The following is a 17,067-nucleotide window of genomic DNA, read 5'->3' on the forward strand; positions in this document are numbered from 1 at the left end:
ATAATAAGATTTTTAAGAAGGGTATGCAAGTCTAATTATCGCACGGGTTTATCATTTCAGGGGATTCGATTTCCTTTTTTCGATAAAAATCAACGATAGACCTGCCGTACACCCTTTGGTCGATTCTTTCCAGATTTCCGATGATCTCCGGCATTTCCCGTTCGCTCGGCCGGTGCATGATCGCCAGTCCCCCGGGTTTCAGCACAGACAGATCTCCGGTCATTTCAATCAGTCCTGCATGGAATTTATACGGAAAAGGGGGGTCGAGATAAATGATGTCGAATTGTTGTTTGGAACGCTTGAGAAAAAGCTCTACCGACATGAATTTGCATTCTATCCGCTTCGGAGCTATCGATACGTTCTTGAATATCGTTTTAACCTTGCCTTGATCTTTTTCGACAAGATACACGGGATCGGCGCCCCTGGACGCAGCTTCCAGGGCGCAAATTCCCGATCCTGAAAAAAGATCCAGGAATGACTTGCCCTCAAGGTCTCCCAAAATCGCAAAAAGCGATTCCCTCATTCGATCCATCGCAGGCCGGATTACTCCCGGAGGACATTCGACAGTTCTTCCTCTCAGCGCGCCGCCGGTAATCCTCATGTCACCAGCCCTTCCTGCGCTTTATTCCGTCGGCAGCCCTGAGTCCTGACGCCCAGGCGCCGGTAATGCCCCGGGATGTTCCCGCTCCGTCTCCGATCAGATAGATATCGTCCGCGGCCATGAAGAACTCGTCTTTGAAAACCGGCTTGTTCGCATACAGCTTTATTTCAGGATAATAGAGAATCGTGCCGGGATGCAAAACTCCGGGAACGATGGTGTCAAGTTGTTTTAACGCCTTCCATATAGAACGGAGAAATTTCGCAGGCATGGCCAGGCTGATGTCTCCGGGGGTACAGGAGGGGAGCGAGGGTTCGAAGTCGTATAAATCGTCGTTGAGTCCGTCTTTGGTAGTGCGCTTTCCCATGCGGAAGTCGCCGATCCTCTGCATGATCGGATGTCCGCCTCCGGTCAACATGGCCAGGGATGCGAGAAATTCGGCGTAATCCTGTCCGGAGGCGAGCGGTTGCGTGAACTCTACGCTTCGAAGAATGGCGAAGTTCACCAGTCCGTTCGGCGGACGCTCATGAGACCAGGCATGTCCGTTCACGCTGTAATACGTTTGTCCATTTGCGGCGGTATATCTTTCCTGTACGACGTGAGCGGCTCCTGAATTGGTGCAGAATGTGCGGGTTCGCTCGGGGAAGATGAATTTCGGGTCGTAGTAGTCTTTCACGATCGGATAGTGCTCTAATCGCGTTTCAACACGAACGCCGACGTCGATGCTGTTGTCGGTGTACGCGATATCGTTTTCGCGCATAAAACGTCGTAGAAAGTCGAACCCGTGCCGGCCGGGCGCTACGATCAGCTGATCATAACCGGCTTCGCGTTTCGATGTATGCGCTGTTTTCGTGTTTTTATCGATCGAGATCAGTTCTTCTTCGAGCGATATTTCGACTCCCGCCGCCGCAAGACGCGCCAGCAGGGTTTTAATGAGGGCCAAGCCTCCGTCGGTTCCCAGATGGGATTGTCTGATCATCAACAATTCGACGCCAATCCGGCTCGCACGTTTTTGATAGGTGGAAAGATTTTTTTGAGGCATGATATCGGGTTGAAGGAATTGTTCGACCCGTTCTATATAACGCGAGGAATCTTCCCTGTTCCAGTATTCAACCGGAAAGCCGATCGGCCAGGTGAAATTCATCTTGCAGTCGTTCCGAAGGCCTCCGGACGAGACTTTTTCTTTTTCTATCAGAAGGATTTTCATATCCTGCTTGACGGACAATAGTTCAAAAGCGGCGGCGAGTCCTGCAGGACCGGAGCCTGCAATGATACAGTCATAGTGAATCATGACTGCACTATATCAGAAATGAAGAAGTTCGCTCAACTCATTTTGCGATACCATATCGCGGGAATCGAAATTTGCGTCTTTTTTCTGGATATTATTTTGAATTTCCGCGGAGAGCGCAAGATGCGTATTTTTTATGGTTTGAATTTTAGGGAGCAAGTTTGCAAATGACTCTGATAAACCTGATTTTCCAGACAACACTAGGGTCAGCAAATCTATATATCGTTCCTGGCATGAGCGTAATGAATGCAGAATGGCGATATAGCCCGAGATCCGGGAATTCGAGAGTATCTGAGCCGATAATTTCTGTATCGAAACGTCGAGAAACAGGATGTCGTCGACAAATTTATCGTAAAAATAATCTCCCGCGAGATCCAGCAATAATCCTTCCTTGAGAAGATCGGCTGTTCTGGCTAACTGATAGATATTGTCCTGAAATACGATGTTCTGAAGCATATGATTTCTCCGTTGTTCCTTGCTATCTATCGGCATTACAAGTCTTTATCTTGACCAAAGAGAGATAAAACGATATAAATACAGTTCCGGTCTTGTACCGGTTTCCGGGAATTGATCCGGAAAAACTCCCGCCCGTGCGCAAGACGCTCGGGCCCAGCAATGTGTCCGTGAGGAGGAACCATGAGAAAGTATGAACTAATGGTCGTATTCCCGATTGAGGAAGACCAGTTCAAACCCGGAATCGAAGCGGTAAAGAAAACCCTGACTGATTTCGGCGCGCAGATCGCAGGAGAAGATCCCTATGGAGATAGGGATCTTACCTATGAAGTCAAGGGAAGAACCAGAGGGCGGTATGTTCTGTTCACCCTCAACGCATCCCCCGAGAAGATCGTTGAAATGGATAGGCAGTTTAAGTTGAATACCAACCTGCTTACATTCCTTTTCGTTAAAGTAGAAGAATAAACCCAAAGGAGCGCCTTGTGGCTGACGTAAATCACGTAGTGTTAATCGGACGGCTTACCCGCGATGCAGAGTTGAAATATACTTCCGGGGGAATGGCTGTCTGTAAATTCGCTTTAGCGGTGAATAAACGACGGAAACAGGGTGAGCAATGGGTTGATGAAGCTAATTTCTTCGATATCGTCCTGTGGGGTCGGTCCGGAGAAACGTTGAATCAATATCTGGTTAAGGGGAAGCAAGTCGCAGTAGAAGGCGAATTGCACCAGAATCGATGGGAACAGGAAGGGCAAAGCCGCAGCAAGGTTGAAATCATGGCCAACAATGTTCAGCTTCTGGGCGGCGGTCCCGGCGGATCGGGGGCTTCCGGCTCCATGTCCGGCGGAGCTTCCGGCGGTTATTCCAATTCCTTGGGCGCTCAGGGCGGCTCAGGGTCTTCAGATGCTTCATGGCAGAAAAGACCGAACGCGCCTTCGCGTCCTGTTCAGGATATGGATGATTCGATTCCCCCTGATTTCCCCGACGATATTCCATTTTAAGGAGAACTGATATGTCTGATGAAAAGATGAGAGATATGGATAATGATATGCCGATGCAGGATGCCATGCGCGATTCCGACGACCGCGGCAGCGGTCGCAGGGGCAAGGTGTTTTTCCGCAAGAAGGTGTGCCGTTTCTGCACCCAGAAATCGAAAATCGATTATAAGGATTCCGACGGTCTCCGCAGATACACCACCGAGCGGGGCAAGATTCTTCCCCGCCGCATCACCGGAACCTGCGCCAAGCATCAGCGACGCCTTGCTGTCGAGATCAAGCGCGCACGCGCTCTCGCCATGCTTCCGTACGTCGTAAGCTGAGAATAGAACGTTTATTCGTTGAATCGAGCGGTCCTTTCTTTTATGTAAAAGATCGGCCGCTCCTTTTATATCCGGCATGATATCGATCCAACTCCTGGACGCGGTATCAGTCGTAATCAAAGAGTAAGGAGCTCGAAATGAAAGTAATCCTCAACAAGGATGTAAAGCACCTCGGAGAAGAGGGCGATGTTAAGGACGTAGCCAACGGATACGCCCGGAACTATCTGTTCCCCCGCGAACTGGCCCTTCCATGCAACGACATGACTCTCGCGTTTTTCGAATCCCGCAAAGCGGAAATCGAAGCGAAGAAAGCTGAAAAGCGCGCAACCGCAGCCAGCCTCAAAGACAAGCTTGAAGCTCTCGCTATCACCCTCGTCATGCCGGCCGGAAACAACGGAAAGCTGTACGGAGCCGTCACGAATCAGACAATTGCCGACGAACTCATCAAACTCGGTTTCGAGATTGAAAGGAAGCGCATTGAGCTTCCCGGTCTTACTTTCAAGAGCGTCGGAAAATATACTGTTACCGTCAAGCTGTATGAAAGCGCCACGGCTACCCTCCAGGTCGTCGTCGAAGCTCAGCCGCATGCTGAATCTTCTTCGTCCAAACCTGTACGCCAGGAACGCCATAGCCGCCGCCATGAGGACGCCGCTCCCGAAGCTGCTCCCGAAACCGCTGCAGACGCAGAGTAAAAACGCCGTATGAACATGCCTTCGCTGAAAGATAAGGTTCCGCCTAATAACTTGGAAGCCGAACAGGCGACCTTAGGCGCCCTTCTTCTGGATGCGGAGGCTATCGGCACCGTTATCAGGTACCTGAGGCCTGATAATTTCTATTCCCTTCAAAATCAGAAGATATTCAAATCCATTATTTCCCTTTTTAATAAAGGGCAGCGTTCAGATCTCATCACCATCACAGACGAGCTTCGCCAAGCCGGGGAGCTCGAGGCGGCCGGAGGGCCGGCCTACATCGCTTCCCTGACAGATACCGTGCCCACAAGCGCGAACGTCGAGTATTACGCCAGAATCGTATTGGAAAATTCCGTTCGAAGGGCTTTGTTGACGATTTCCCACAAAATCATAGCGGAAGCCCACGACCAGTCGACGGAAAGCCGCGCTGTGCTCGAAAACGCCCAAAAGCAGATTTTCGAGCTTACCGACGCGAACCAGTCGGCAACTTTTAAAACGCCGAAAGACATAATTCCCCGAGCGATCGAAGCAATCGAAAAGCTCTATCATACCCGCGATGCCTTTACCGGCGTTCCATCTGGTCTAATCGAACTCGATCAAATGACGAGCGGGTTCCAGAAATCGGAATTGATCATTATCGGCGCACGTCCATCCGTCGGTAAAACAGCCCTTGCTCTTTCCATGGCGGCTCATACGTCGATAAAAGAGAAAATTCCGACAGCGTTTTTTTCCCTTGAAATGTCCGATATGCAGCTCATGCAGCGTCTTATATCATCCGAGGCTAAAATACCTTCGGAGAAAATCAGAACCGGCTTGCTTAAATTGAGCGATTTTCAGAGCATACAGGATGCGGCCGGGCTTATCTACGAAGCGCCCCTGTATATTGTCGATATGCCGAATATGAAGCTTCTCGATCTTCGGGCAATGGCCCGCCGCTTGAGGGCTCAATTCAATATAGAAATCATTTTCGTCGATTATCTTACCCTGATCACCAGCGAAAACAGTTTGATTCCTCGCCATGAACAAATCGCCGAAATTTCCCGGTCGTTGAAAAGTCTTGCCCGCGAACTGAATATTCCGGTCGTTGCGCTTTCTCAGGTAAAACGGGATGCCGAAGGAAAGAAACCCAATCTTGCGGACTTGCGCGAATCGGGATCGATAGAGCAGGACGCAGACGTCGTCATGTTTCTTCATCGCGAAAGGGTGTCCTCCAAGGATGCCGGCGATAAAGAACAGGCGATCGATACCGAACTAATCGTCGCGAAGCAGCGAAACGGACCGATCGGCGATGTCGAGATCCTGTTTTTGCCGAGATATACAAAATTCGTTTCTAAAGCGCATGGATAAAAAAAACGGCCCGAAGGCCGTTTTTTTTTTATTCTATCCAATATCCTTCGGAAGAGATCGCCGCTGTTGAGACGACTTCCTGCCTGTTCTTGTCGTACCAGCTCAGGGACCCGTCACGATTAAGACTGACTACATATTGATCCGTCATGGAACATTTATCCGGAAGGGAATACCCCCTGTCGTATCTGAATTGAACGCCGCCCGACGTGGGAATTTCTACGAGCGAGCTTTTTCCCAGATTCGTAATGATGCCTTTGTTTATCGGCATCAGCGAAGCGTTCAAATCTTCGTCTGCGTAAGAGGCGATGACCGTCGCTGTCGTTTTAAGAATCTGAACCGGATCTACGCGTATCGACACGAGTTCCGTTGCTTTATTCTGTCCTCCTTTTACGAGAAAACCGAAAAAGGCATCATTGTCGTCGATTGAACGGGACAGACCGTACAGAAGATCTCCGGTAATCGGCAAGGGAACCGTTTCGCCTGTTATAATGTTCACCAAAATCAGCGGATTAGGAGTTCTTGAGTTCGACGATTTGGAAATAAGTATGAAGTTTTCATCGATAGGGACAACATCCTGGAAACCGATGCCCGGATACTGCAGTTCGGAACCATTATTTTTTTTGACGACGGCAAGCCGGTTCCCTTCAAGAAATACGATACCATCGGAATTGATGAAAAGACTGGAGATTCCTTCTTGCGCCGAATGCAATTCCTTTCGTTTATCGCCGTCGAGCGAGGTTTGTATCACCGGGACGGCTTCTGTAGTCGACCAGAACACAAGAGAATCCTCGAACAACTTGATGCGATTGCCGGATATTCCGTCGAATGCGAATACAGGAGGAGCCCCTGGGCCAGAAGATATGAAAACCGCTCCCTTTGAAAGAAAAAATACTCTGCTTCCGTCAGTCGCTAGATCGTCGATTCTTTGAAGCGATATTTCCGTAATACGGGCAATCGCTGCAGCGGGTTGTTGGAATCCAACAGCGGGGGCGCCGCTTCCATGCTCAGCGGTCATGAGCTCGCCCGTCGAAAGTCCTAAAAGCAATCCAGCCGCGGTACGTTCCGCCGCTGTTACCGAGACCCCCTCCGGAAGAGTAAAGACGCTTATGCCGTTGTTGCCGTCTTTTAGGAGCCAGTCGTTATCTGCGCCGCGTTCGACCCACCAGGGCACGATGTCGTTCTTCGATCCTGCGGCTACGGGATTTTGCGCCGGCCACGAAGATACGGCTTTTCCGCTCGTCGCATCGAACATTTCAATAAATCCGTCTCTGTATCCGGCGATGAACCGGTTGTTATTCAAGAGCATCGGACTGTTAAGATCTGTTTGCGACTGGTATTCCGCCCTGATTTTGCCGGATGAAATATCGGTATACAAAAGTCGTCCCGAAGGACCGAACGTTACCATGCTTGTTTCGGAAGCGCCGGTCGCGCCGAGATTGACGACCCCGGGCGGCTGTGAAAATACCTGTTTGAATTTGCCCGATTTCGACTCCAATAGAGTCATCCCGTCGACAGAGGCTGTGCCGATCATCAGCCAGGTTCCCTTTGCCGACCATTCAAGAGAGCGCACGGAATCTTTGAACCGTTTTGCGTACAACCGCCTTTTTGTTCTCCAGTTCCATACAGAAATTCTATGAAGACTGAATCCGTCGGTTTCATAGACCGATAGTACATCTTCCAGGGGATTAATTGCGATTTTTTGGATCATTACATCAGAGACCTGCCAGGTTTCGCTTGAGCCGTCGGCATCATGCTTTGTTACGAAACCGTCGGCGCCGGCGCTGAAGAAGGTGCCTTCGGGTGCGGCGTTTCTAATAGCCAGAACCGCCTGGGAATGCCTTCTCCCGGGGGATTCCGCAGGAACTGCATCGCCGGTATCCTGAATTTGAGATGTTTGATCATCCGAAGCTGCGCTGTTTCGGGCCGGGGTAAATCCTTCGATCGTCTGGGCTTGCTTCGACTGGCCGGCATCGACTGTTGCGCATGAAATGCACATAATTCCGGAAACCAGAAAAATAAACGCTTTTCTAATCATTACCGTTGTCCTCGATAAGAATGTTTTGCCAGGAGATGTATGAGCCGTTGCAGACGGCTTTGGAAACATCGTCGTCGGGATTATTCGAAATCGACTGGCGTATGGAATGATACAATTTCATGGGTATCTTGGTTACCGCGACCTCATCGTTCCGTAATCCATGAATATGAAACTCCAGTGCTTCACTGTCATTTGCAGATTCAAAATAGATGCGAACTGATTTTCCGGGATTCGTCTGTTCCGCCTGTTCGGCAAGATGGTATTTGAGGGTTTCGACAGCCGTAACATCGAGACCGGCTTTAAGGGCTGCTATCCTGTCGGCGAGTTCAGGATATCCGATGACGACTTGCGTTCCTTCGGGTATCTCGAGCTTCCTTGAGAAAAAAAGCATTCGATCAGCTTCAGGAATCAACAGGAGCCGAGCGTGCTTCGACGGCCAAAGAACTTCGGTTCGCAGATCTGTGTTCAGCTGCGCATTGCAAGAAGGGCATACGCAGGATAAAAAAGAACCGTCGTCAATTGCGTCGATCACCTCGGGTCGTTCGTCAAGGTTGACGGTTTCGGGAAGGTCCACTGAAAAAGTCTGATCGCAATGACATGTAAGTTCTCTCATTCTGTCGCCCCCAAATAACTTGAATCGTCATTGCCGAAGCAAAAACTGTATGTCTCCGAACATCGCAAGCGTAAAGAGAAATAAAATAAAAGCGATGCCGATAAATTGCACGTAATACATTGTTTTAGGCCGTATTGGGCGGCCTCTGAAGAGTTCCAGCACGGAAAATAAAATAATGCCGCCGTCGAGTATTGGAACCGGCAACAGATTCATTAAAAAAAGAGACACGCAAATAATGCTCATCAACTCGGCAAAGCCGGAAATGCTCGACTGAGCGATTTCGCCGATCATCAGCGTTATGCGCACCGGCCCGGAAACTGCTTCGGATACATCCACTCCGCGGAAAAGCAATCCTATGCTTTTTACGGTGAGCGCGATTAATCGGACTGTTTGTTCCGCTCCTGATGAGATGCTGTCGAGAAAACCGGTGCCGGGCACCGTGACGATGACGGTATTCCATTGGATGCCTGTTTTCGGTATCGAATCTTGCAGGTACAGTACAACGATTGTTTTTTCGAGAATCAGGGAATCGCGTTGTATGGTGAGCGTCGCTTCTTCCGGCTTTTCTTTGAACATCTCTTCGAATCCGAAATAATCTTCAACAGACCTGCCGTCAACTGCTGTAACAATATCTCCCGCGCGCAACCCGGCAGATTCCGCGGCGGAACCGGATTCGACAGAGCCGATCGATAAAGGAATCCACGGCTGCACGCCGATTCTGCCTGCTCCGGTTTTTTTATCAAGAGCCGGGGTAACGAAGGTCGTTAATAGGCTTTCGCCGCGTTTATAAACCGCCTCGATTTTTTTTTCAGGGTTCAAAGAAATATATTGCTGAAGATCGGTGAATGTATGCATGTCGTTCCCGTCAAGTGACACGATCTCGTCGCCGCGAATCAGCCCGGCTTCTTGAGCGGGAGACGGAGAATCGACATCGCCGAACGAAACCGGGATGATTTTATTCGAGTACGTGTGATAGAGGCTTCCCGCGGCGCTTATGAACGATAGCGCTATGAAGGCGAGCAGCAGATTGGCCGCGGGGCCGGAGAACGCTATAAATACTCTTTTAAGCGGATGCGCCGCGTAGAAACTTCCCGGTTCTTTGGGAATATCGATTAATCCTTTTTCAAGTGATTCGCTGACGGCTTTTTCGCCCTTCATACCGCAATATCCGCCAAGGGGAAGGGCCGATAACCGATACTCCGTGTCTCCGATTTTCTTTCGAAATATAACCGGACCCCAGCCGATGGAAAATGTTTCCACCGTTACGCCGCTCAATCGCGCGCTGATAAAGTGGCCTAATTCATGTATGAGGACGACGATTCCGAGCGCGACGAGACCTATGACTATTTTCAGCATTTAAGAAGAGTCTCCATTATATTAATCGCGCGCATTCGTGCTTTCTCATCCGCGTCAAGGACTTCCTCGAAACTTGCGGGTTCCTGCGCCCAATCATGCTCCAGCGTTCCGGCGGTAACTCGCGCAAGGTCCGAGAAGCGTATTTTTTTATGAAGAAAAGCGTCGACAGCGATTTCGTTCGCCGCGTTGAAAGCGATAGGATAGGATGCCCCAAGCCCCGCTGCACGATACGCCAATCCCAATAATGGAAAATCTTCGCGCCGCGGGGGTTCGAAGTCCATCGCGAATTTCTTCGAGAAATCGAGAATTTCCAAGCTGGATTCAGGAAGTTCGGGCCAATCAAGAGCCGAGGCGATCGGATGCCGCATATCCGGTTTTGAAATCTGGGCGTACAATGTTCCGTCCTTAGTTCTGATCAGCGAGTGGACGAGGCTTTGCGGATGTACAACTACTTTAACTTTTTCGGCAGGCATGTTAAAAAGCCTGCATGCTTCAATGACCTCTAATCCCTTGTTCGCCAGAGACGCCGAATCGATCGTTATTTTCGCCCCCATGCTCCATGTCGGATGGCGAAGCGCGTCTTCCAGAGTAGCTTGAGCGATTTGCTCAGAGGTCCAGGCGCGAAAAGGTCCTCCTGAAGCGGTGAGAATCAATTCCGAAACCGCATCCGGACCGAACGATTGAATCAACGCGAAAACTGCCGAATGTTCCGAATCGACAGGAAGCAGCTTAGCTCCGTTTTTTAGAGCCGCAGCCTGGATTAACGGTCCGGCCATGACGATAGTTTCTTTATTGGCAAGCGCCAAATCCTTTCCAGATTCCAATGCCGCTACCGAAGGCATCAGCCCGCTGGCTCCAGCGATTCCGTTTACTACGATATCCGCATCAGACTCGGTTAGTCCCCTTAGAAGGGATTCCATCCCGGATTCCGAGGTGAGGTACGCACGGGCATTCGGAAAAAAAGCCGCCAATTTCTTCAAGGATGCTCCGTCCGAATGGGCTTGAATCCCGACCACCTCGTACTTTTCCGGCGTATGCAACACGATGTCGACCGTGCTTGTTCCGATTGAGCCGGTAGCTCCGAGAATGAAAACCTTTTTTTTCATATGCCGAAACCAAGGAGGTAGTCGCAAAGAATATAAAAGACGGGAGCGGCCAGCAGAACCGAATCTATGCTGTCCAGAACTCCTCCGCGGCCGGGTATTACGTTCCCCGAGTCTTTGATTCCCGCTGCCCGTTTAAAGATCGATTCCAGTATGTCTCCGATAATAGCAGCAGAAGAAGTCAATACTCCCAAAGCGATCAACCCCGCAGGATGAATGTCGAAAACCGCCGGAAAAAAGAATCTTCCAAGGAAGGCGGCAAATATCGAGCCTGCGACGCCTCCGAAAAAACCCGCAAGGCTTTTATTTGGGCTGGCAGGAATCATTCCTCTGTTTCCCTTGCCGAAGAGCATGCCGAAAAACCATGCCAAGGAGTCGCATCCGAACACCATCATGAAAAATACCGCGAGCAAGGCTCCGGCATCCTCCCAAACGGTGATGATTGAAAGGTACATTACCAGGTATCCGGGATAAATCATGGTGAAGAAGGACGATCCGATCCGCTCGAGGGCCTTTTCGTCTATTCCCCTGAAACTGATGACGAACTCTATGGCGAACAAAATGAATACGCCGATTGCGATGGAGTAGGTGATGATCCGGAACGGATATCCGAGCACCGAATATGCGAAAGATGCCAGCGGTATTATCAAAGAAATCGGCAACAACAGGCCGAGAGGGAGCACCTTCAGTTTTTTAGCCAATAGATTATGCATTTCCAGTACGGCGAGAACGCTGAAAAAGAGGATTTCCAGATGAAACGCTAGGTAACCATAATGCGGCAGGAATACTACTGACGCGACCAAAAGAGGGAGCCCGAGGAAAAAAAGAAGCAAGCGTTCTATGAGTTTTTTCATTTTACTGTTCCGAATCTTCTGTCTCGAGTTGTGTAAAAATCCACGGCCTGTTCAAGGTGGGTTTCAGTCCAATCAGGCCAAAGATCTTCAGAAAAATATAATTCTGCATACGCAGATTGCCATAAAAGGAAATTGCTGATTCGTTGTTCGCCGCCTGTTCGGATGAGAAGATCCATGGGCGGAAGCTCCGGCGCATCGAAATATTCGCTGAATGCCGCTTCGTCGAGCATTGGTATTTTTTCAATTGGTATTTTTTTTACCGCCCGGAGTATTTCGTCACGTCCGCCGTAATTTATAGCGAGACTGACGGTTGTACCTGTATAAGAAGAGGTCTCCTGAACTACAGCATTAATTTCAGAAGCGATATCGGCGGGCAGACCGGAAATATCCCCAAGGTGCCGTACGCGAATGCCGTTTTGTCGATAAAAATTCAGCTCAGCCTTAAGATGCACTGAAATGAGAGACATAAGAAACCCTACCTCTTCGGCTGCCCGTTTCCAGTTTTCCGTAGAAAAAGCGTAGAGAGTGATGTACGGTATCCCGAGATTAGCGGCTTTCTTGACGATCGCCTTCGCTACCTCAAGGCCCCGTTTATGCCCCTGCGTTCTGGCTAATCCCTGACGTTGCGCCCACCTGCCGTTTCCGTCCATAATGATGCCGACGTGCGCCGGCAAGTTGGCGCAATTGCGCGAAGAGTGCTGTGTCATCAGCCTTCCATTATTTCTTTTTCTTTATCTTCCAGAATCTTATTGATATCCTGGATGAATTTATCTGTTGTTTTTTGAAGTTCCTCTTCAGTGGTTTTTAAACCGTCTTCGGTTAAGAGTCCTTCTTTTTGGAGTTTCTTTAGCTCGTCGTTTCCGTCTCTTCGGATGTTCCTGATCGCGACCCGGCTTTGTTCTGCGGTGGCTTTTGCCTGTTTCGCAAGATCCTTGCGTCGTTCTTCCGTGAGCGGGGGTATCGCTATGCGGATAACCTTGCCGTCGTTCGAGGGATTAAGTCCAAGTTCCGATTTTTGTATGGCTTTTTCTATTTCGCCGATTAGGTTTTTATCCCAGGGCTGAATTACAACCAGGCGCGCTTCGGGAATTGAAATCGTCGCAACCTGGGAAAGAGGGGCTTTGTCGCCGTAGTAATCGACGCGAACCTTATCAAAAAGGCTGGCCGAGGCGCGTCCTGTGCGGATAGTATTCAGTTCATCTTTCAACGCGGAAATGGATTTTTTCATCCGTTCCACATGAGGCGCGGTATGTTCGGACATCTGATTCTCCTTAAGTTTATTGTAAAAGAGAAAACCGGCCTCCATCAGAAAGCCGGTTTTCCTTACTTGAATTAAGTCTGATCAGTTGACTCCGAGCTGGAAAAGCACCATCTTCGAGAGGGTGATTTTTGCTCCTACTGAAGCGCCGACCTCATCCATTTTCTTTGATACAGACAGCTTGTCGTCCTTAACGAACGGCTGATCCAGGAAGCAGATTTCAGCAAGATGCTTTTTCAGCTTTCCTTGCACGATTCCTGCCTGGACGTTTTCAGGCTTGCCGGATTCTTTAGCCTGAGCTTTGAAAATCTCGGTCTGTTCCTCGATGTATTTGGGATCGACTTCAGCAGAGGTCGTATACATCGGGGTGAAAGCGGCGACATGAAGACAGCAGTCGTACGCGAATTCCTGAACGGAAGCGTTTTCGAACACGCCCGCTTTATCGGATTTCATCATGATCAGAACGCCGGTCTTTTTGTCTGAGTGGATATACTTGGCGATGTATTCATCGGCTCCAGCCGACAATGAAACCAGGCGGTTGAGAGCCATGTTCTCTCGAACCTTGGTCGCCATGTCAAGAACCATAGCGGACAGATCGGGAGTTACTTCCGTGGCATTCTTCGCGAACGCGGTAGTGATTACATTGTCGCCGAGCGCTACGAAATCTTCATTTTTTGCGACGAAGTCCGTCTCGCAGGTAAGCTCGGCCATAACGGCCTTCTTTCCGTCGGTCTTGATGAGGATAAGACCTTCTGAGGTAGCTCTGCCTGCTCTTTTTTCTACAGCCGCAAGACCCTTCTCCTTGAGAAGCTTCTCGGCTGCTGCGGCGTCGCCGTTGCAGGCCGCAAGCGCGTTCTTGCACTCCATCATGCCTGCGCTGGTTTTATCGCGAAGCGCTTTAACGTCGGATGCTTTAATTTCCATAACGGGCAGTCTCCTTATTTGTCGTAAAGTTTGTCTTCGTCAACGAGTTCCGGAGTTTCTTCGCCAGAATCAGCGGCAACTTTATCGGTAGGAGTGTAGTTGCTGTAGTCTTCGATTTCTTCGTCTTTTTCGACGGATGCGCTGCCTGATTCGGAGAATTCCTCATCGTCGTCCTGAAGGTTTTCGATGATTTTAAGTCCGTTCTCGTTGTCGGCTTCGATAACAGCATTCGCAATGATCTGGGTAAACAAAGAAATGGCGCGGATAGCATCGTCGTTGCCGGGGATCGGGTAATCGATTCCCTCGGGATTGCAGTTGGTATCGACGACAGCGACGATCGGGATGCCCATTCTGCGAGCTTCGGCGACGGCGATCGTTTCCTTGCGGGTATCGATCACGAAGATGATTCCGGGAAGCTCTTTCATTTCCTTGATTCCGCCGAGGTTCTTCTCAAGCTTCGCCTTTTCCTTCTGGAGAGCGGCGATTTCTTTTTTTGTGAGGCTTTCGAATGTTCCGTCGATTTCCATCTTTTCAATCTTCTTCAGGCGAAGAAGGCTTTTTTTGATGGTTGTGAAGTTCGTGAGCATACCGCCGAGCCAGCGGTTATTGACGAAGAACATTCCGCAGCGTTCAGCTTCTTTAGCGATGGTCTGCTGCGCTTGTTTCTTCGTTCCGACGAAGAGGACGGTTTTTCCCGCGGCTGTTGTTTTGCGAACAGCTTCGTAGGCTTCCTTGATGGAAAGAATGGTTTTCTGCAGGTCGATGATATGAATCCCGTTGCGTTCTGCGAAGATATACTTCTTCATACGGGGATCCCAGCGCTTTACCTGGTGGCCGAAATGCACACCGGATTCAAGCAAACTCTTCATGGTTACAACTGCCATGAGATTTCTCCTTTGTTTGTCGTCCGCCATCAGGCTTTCGACAATCCTTCTCTTGTTCTCGGATTATATAAATAATCCGGAAGATATGCTGGGCGATTTTCTATTAAATAGTAAATGAATACCCATGCTCGCGCAGTATTGCATATAACTCATGGATTGGCAAGCCTACGATGCCGCTCCATGAACCCTCGATACGCGTAATGAGACAGGATGCGAGGCCCTGGATGCGGTAGGCTCCCGCTACTCCCTGCCATTCTCCGGTATCGAGGTATTTTTCGATCGTACTCGCGTCCATCTCCATAAATGTCACTTTGCTTACAGAATGAGTCGTCGAAATATACTGGGTAGTCGCGTCGTACAAGCTCAATCCTGTGATGACTTCATGCGTTTTTCCGGAAAAGCTCGCGAGCATATTCGCCGCTTCGTCTCTATCGGCAGGTTTTCCGAAAATTCTGTTTTCAAGACAAATGAGGGTATCGGCGCCTAAAACCCAGGGAGCGCTGATTTTTAGGTCCATGCGAATGACCGATTCAACCTTTTTCATTGAATGAAGTTCAGCCGTTTCAATGGGCGACAGTTCCGGGAAAAAAGGTTCTTCGTAGGACGGACTCATTACCGTGAAGGGAATTGCAAGATTCTTCAGTATTTCCTGGCGTCTGGGCGATGTAGAAGCGAGAACTATGGGTTCCATAAATACTTCCTTGATTGAGTTGACAAAAAATTGATTTTCTTGCATTAATAAAAAGCGCGTGCGATTTTAAGCGCTGTTTCGGAAGATTAGCTCATTTGGATAGAGCGTTGCCCTCCGGAGGCAAAGGCGGTGGGTTCGAATCCCGCATCTTCCAACATATCAGGTAAAAAAAGACCCGGCCACGGCCGGGTCTTTTTTATTTATATCTCAGCCTGTCACTTTCCCGCTGTATCTTTCTGGCTGGAAGACTTGTTTCCGTTTTTGTTGTTTCCGCTTCCGCTTACGCTCTTTAATACTTCGTATGCTCTGTTTCGAACGGGCGTCACATAATTATAGTTATTCGCAATCCGTACAATAGATTCAACCATCGGGGCTTTGTTCGATACGTTCGGAGCAAGCTTTTCGTACGTGTTCAAAACTTCAAGGGCGAGCGAGCTGGTAGGGAGAATAATATCGAACTTGCGGGTGATCCAGACGATCATATCCACGACTTCGTCGTTATCGTTGAATCCCAATTCGCCCAGGGATTTCACTGCGGAGGTGATAACCATCGGCTCGTTGTCGGCGTACATGACGGCCACCAGAGTGTCTTTTGCCTGAGTGGTGCCCATCTTTCCCAGGAGTTCGCATGCCTTGGCCCTGATATCGGGATAGCTGTTCATCGTTCTGCCGTTTTCCCGAACGATGGTGTTGATTCCTTCTGCTGCGAGAGAATTGAGAGCCGCCTGAATATCCTCGGTGGTTCTTCCGGCCTCGATGGCGCTTTCTATATACTGAAGGGCAACCTGTTTGTTGTCTCTTCCTTCTGCGGTAGCGAGTTCTTTAATGATGACTCCCTCTACGGAATTGAGGTATGCCTCTTCAACCGTCATGATGGAATCAGTCTGCTGTTGTGCATTAACGCCCGCGGCTGCGATCAGGCAGATTGTTCCCAGGGCTAATAACGGTTTCATGCGCATAATAGTGACCTCCCGTGGTCGGTAAAAATATCAATTTTCTAAAATTATATACCAGTATTTCGGTATTTGCTATACAAAGTCAAGCCGTTTTCAAACAGCTCAGTTACTGGTTTTTCAACACCAGTTGCCAGTTTTGGCCTGTTTTTTCAAGGATATATATGGCTGCAGGCGATTTAGGAGAAATCTCCATAATGACGTATACGCGGGTAGGGGATACATACTGTATGTCGTCTACCCGCATGTTTTGCCTGGAAGGTACGAAAACATAGGTAAAGTAGTCTTTAAGATTCTTGAGCTTTACCCCTTTGGTCGGCAAGCTTTCGGAAACTTCCTTCAATACGGCAGGCGATGAAAAATACGTTCTGTATTCAGTAGACAGATATCCCAGCCACCCCTGATAGTCCCGGGAAAGCGTTATTTTATTCAGTTTTTCCACAACGAGTTCGATTTCGCTTTTAGCGTTTATATACTCTTCTTTTGTAATTTTTACAGTGTCGAATTCGAATACGACTTCTTCATTCGATGTTTCCGCTTGGGGAAGAATTGGTTGAGGCACTGATTCGGAACCGCTATCGATCGATACAGGATCAGGCGCAGTATGATCAGGAACAACAACTGAATTATCCTTTGTCGCGCATGATGAGGTGATCGATAACGTAGCAATCAATAAAAAATAACACAGTCTTTTCATGCTTCAATA

Annotated in this window: 20 protein-coding genes and 1 tRNA gene; 6 read left to right on the plus strand and 15 right to left on the minus strand. The window is 49.2% G+C overall.

What is annotated here, in order from left to right; all coding sequences use genetic code 11:
- Positions 1-31: 31 nt before the first annotated feature.
- From rsmD to K7J14_RS07485, 3 genes are read right to left on the minus strand one after another with little or no spacing between them, the layout of a single operon-like run.
- On the minus strand, positions 32-601 hold the full coding sequence (gene rsmD / locus K7J14_RS07475) for a 16S rRNA (guanine(966)-N(2))-methyltransferase RsmD (RefSeq protein WP_230754922.1): 570 nt from the start codon (positions 599-601) through the stop codon (positions 32-34).
- 1 nt (position 602) lies between these two features.
- Complete coding sequence (locus K7J14_RS07480) at positions 603-1,889, minus strand: FAD-dependent oxidoreductase (RefSeq protein ID WP_230754924.1); 1,287 nt, start codon at positions 1,887-1,889, stop codon at positions 603-605.
- 12 nt (positions 1,890-1,901) lie between these two features.
- Positions 1,902-2,342, minus strand: a complete 441-nt coding sequence (locus K7J14_RS07485; protein WP_230754926.1) for a hypothetical protein — start codon at positions 2,340-2,342, stop codon at positions 1,902-1,904.
- 180 nt (positions 2,343-2,522) lie between these two features.
- On the opposite strand from K7J14_RS07485, the gene rpsF reads away from it, so the two are divergent.
- The 5 genes from rpsF to dnaB all read left to right on the plus strand — a co-directional run bounded on the left by rpsF (position 2,523) and on the right by dnaB (position 5,690).
- Entirely contained in the window at positions 2,523-2,804 is a 282-nt protein-coding gene (rpsF, locus tag K7J14_RS07490; RefSeq protein ID WP_230754929.1) for a 30S ribosomal protein S6, read from the plus strand.
- A gap of 17 nt (positions 2,805-2,821) precedes the next feature.
- Positions 2,822-3,337 carry a single-stranded DNA-binding protein gene (gene ssb, locus K7J14_RS07495; RefSeq protein ID WP_330165594.1) on the plus strand — a complete coding sequence of 172 codons (516 nt, stop codon included), beginning with the start codon at positions 2,822-2,824 and terminating at the stop codon, positions 3,335-3,337.
- A gap of 11 nt (positions 3,338-3,348) precedes the next feature.
- A complete protein-coding gene (gene rpsR, locus K7J14_RS07500) occupies positions 3,349-3,654 on the plus strand; it encodes a 30S ribosomal protein S18 (protein ID WP_230754931.1) in 306 nt (101 codons plus the stop codon).
- Positions 3,655-3,791: 137 nt separating this feature from the next.
- Complete coding sequence (rplI, locus tag K7J14_RS07505) at positions 3,792-4,346, plus strand: 50S ribosomal protein L9 (RefSeq protein ID WP_230754933.1); 555 nt, start codon at positions 3,792-3,794, stop codon at positions 4,344-4,346.
- Positions 4,347-4,355: 9 nt separating this feature from the next.
- Entirely contained in the window at positions 4,356-5,690 is a 1,335-nt protein-coding gene (dnaB, locus tag K7J14_RS07510) for a replicative DNA helicase (RefSeq protein WP_230754935.1), read from the plus strand.
- Between the two features lie 28 nt (positions 5,691-5,718).
- On the opposite strand, the gene K7J14_RS07515 is transcribed toward dnaB, so the two are convergent.
- The 10 genes from K7J14_RS07515 to K7J14_RS07560 all read right to left on the minus strand — a co-directional run bounded on the left by K7J14_RS07515 (position 5,719) and on the right by K7J14_RS07560 (position 15,408).
- Complete coding sequence (locus K7J14_RS07515; protein ID WP_230754937.1) at positions 5,719-7,725, minus strand: WD40 repeat domain-containing protein; 2,007 nt, start codon at positions 7,723-7,725, stop codon at positions 5,719-5,721.
- Positions 7,718-8,338, minus strand: coding sequence for a CpXC domain-containing protein (locus K7J14_RS07520; RefSeq protein ID WP_230754939.1), 621 nt, complete (start codon positions 8,336-8,338; stop codon positions 7,718-7,720). Before K7J14_RS07520 ends, K7J14_RS07515 begins: the two co-directional genes overlap by 8 nt.
- A gap of 27 nt (positions 8,339-8,365) precedes the next feature.
- Positions 8,366-9,694 carry an RIP metalloprotease RseP gene (rseP, locus tag K7J14_RS07525; protein ID WP_230754941.1) on the minus strand — a complete coding sequence of 443 codons (1,329 nt, stop codon included), beginning with the start codon at positions 9,692-9,694 and terminating at the stop codon, positions 8,366-8,368.
- Complete coding sequence (dxr, locus tag K7J14_RS07530; RefSeq protein WP_230754943.1) at positions 9,688-10,800, minus strand: 1-deoxy-D-xylulose-5-phosphate reductoisomerase; 1,113 nt, start codon at positions 10,798-10,800, stop codon at positions 9,688-9,690. The genes rseP and dxr overlap by 7 nt, the downstream gene beginning before the upstream one ends.
- Positions 10,797-11,651, minus strand: a complete 855-nt coding sequence (locus tag K7J14_RS07535; protein ID WP_230754945.1) for a phosphatidate cytidylyltransferase — start codon at positions 11,649-11,651, stop codon at positions 10,797-10,799. The genes dxr and K7J14_RS07535 overlap by 4 nt, the downstream gene beginning before the upstream one ends.
- Complete coding sequence (uppS, locus tag K7J14_RS07540) at positions 11,648-12,358, minus strand: polyprenyl diphosphate synthase (protein WP_230754947.1); 711 nt, start codon at positions 12,356-12,358, stop codon at positions 11,648-11,650. The genes K7J14_RS07535 and uppS overlap by 4 nt, the downstream gene beginning before the upstream one ends.
- Positions 12,358-12,912: a ribosome recycling factor gene (gene frr / locus K7J14_RS07545; protein ID WP_230754949.1), complete on the minus strand. Its 555-nt coding sequence runs from the start codon at positions 12,910-12,912 to the stop codon at positions 12,358-12,360. Before frr ends, uppS begins: the two co-directional genes overlap by 1 nt.
- An 81-nt stretch (positions 12,913-12,993) precedes the next feature.
- On the minus strand, positions 12,994-13,833 hold the full coding sequence (gene tsf / locus K7J14_RS07550) for a translation elongation factor Ts (RefSeq protein ID WP_230754951.1): 840 nt from the start codon (positions 13,831-13,833) through the stop codon (positions 12,994-12,996).
- Positions 13,834-13,847: 14 nt separating this feature from the next.
- Positions 13,848-14,717 carry a 30S ribosomal protein S2 gene (gene rpsB, locus K7J14_RS07555; protein ID WP_230754953.1) on the minus strand — a complete coding sequence of 290 codons (870 nt, stop codon included), beginning with the start codon at positions 14,715-14,717 and terminating at the stop codon, positions 13,848-13,850.
- A gap of 103 nt (positions 14,718-14,820) precedes the next feature.
- On the minus strand, positions 14,821-15,408 hold the full coding sequence (locus tag K7J14_RS07560; protein ID WP_230754957.1) for a Maf family protein: 588 nt from the start codon (positions 15,406-15,408) through the stop codon (positions 14,821-14,823).
- Between the two features lie 80 nt (positions 15,409-15,488).
- Here K7J14_RS07560 and K7J14_RS07565 point away from each other — a divergent pair.
- Positions 15,489-15,562: transfer RNA gene (locus K7J14_RS07565), tRNA-Arg, on the plus strand.
- 61 nt (positions 15,563-15,623) lie between these two features.
- Here K7J14_RS07565 and K7J14_RS07570 read toward each other — a convergent pair.
- Both K7J14_RS07570 and K7J14_RS07575 read right to left on the minus strand, forming a co-directional pair.
- A complete protein-coding gene (locus K7J14_RS07570) occupies positions 15,624-16,367 on the minus strand; it encodes a HEAT repeat domain-containing protein (protein ID WP_230754959.1) in 744 nt (247 codons plus the stop codon).
- 103 nt (positions 16,368-16,470) lie between these two features.
- Positions 16,471-17,058 (minus strand): hypothetical protein, encoded by a 588-nt coding sequence (locus K7J14_RS07575; protein WP_230754962.1) that lies wholly within the window; start codon positions 17,056-17,058, stop codon positions 16,471-16,473.
- Positions 17,059-17,067: the final 9 nt, after the last annotated feature.

This window comes from Teretinema zuelzerae (genome assembly GCF_021021555.1).
Classification (GTDB): domain Bacteria; phylum Spirochaetota; class Spirochaetia; order Treponematales; family Treponemataceae; genus Teretinema; species Teretinema zuelzerae.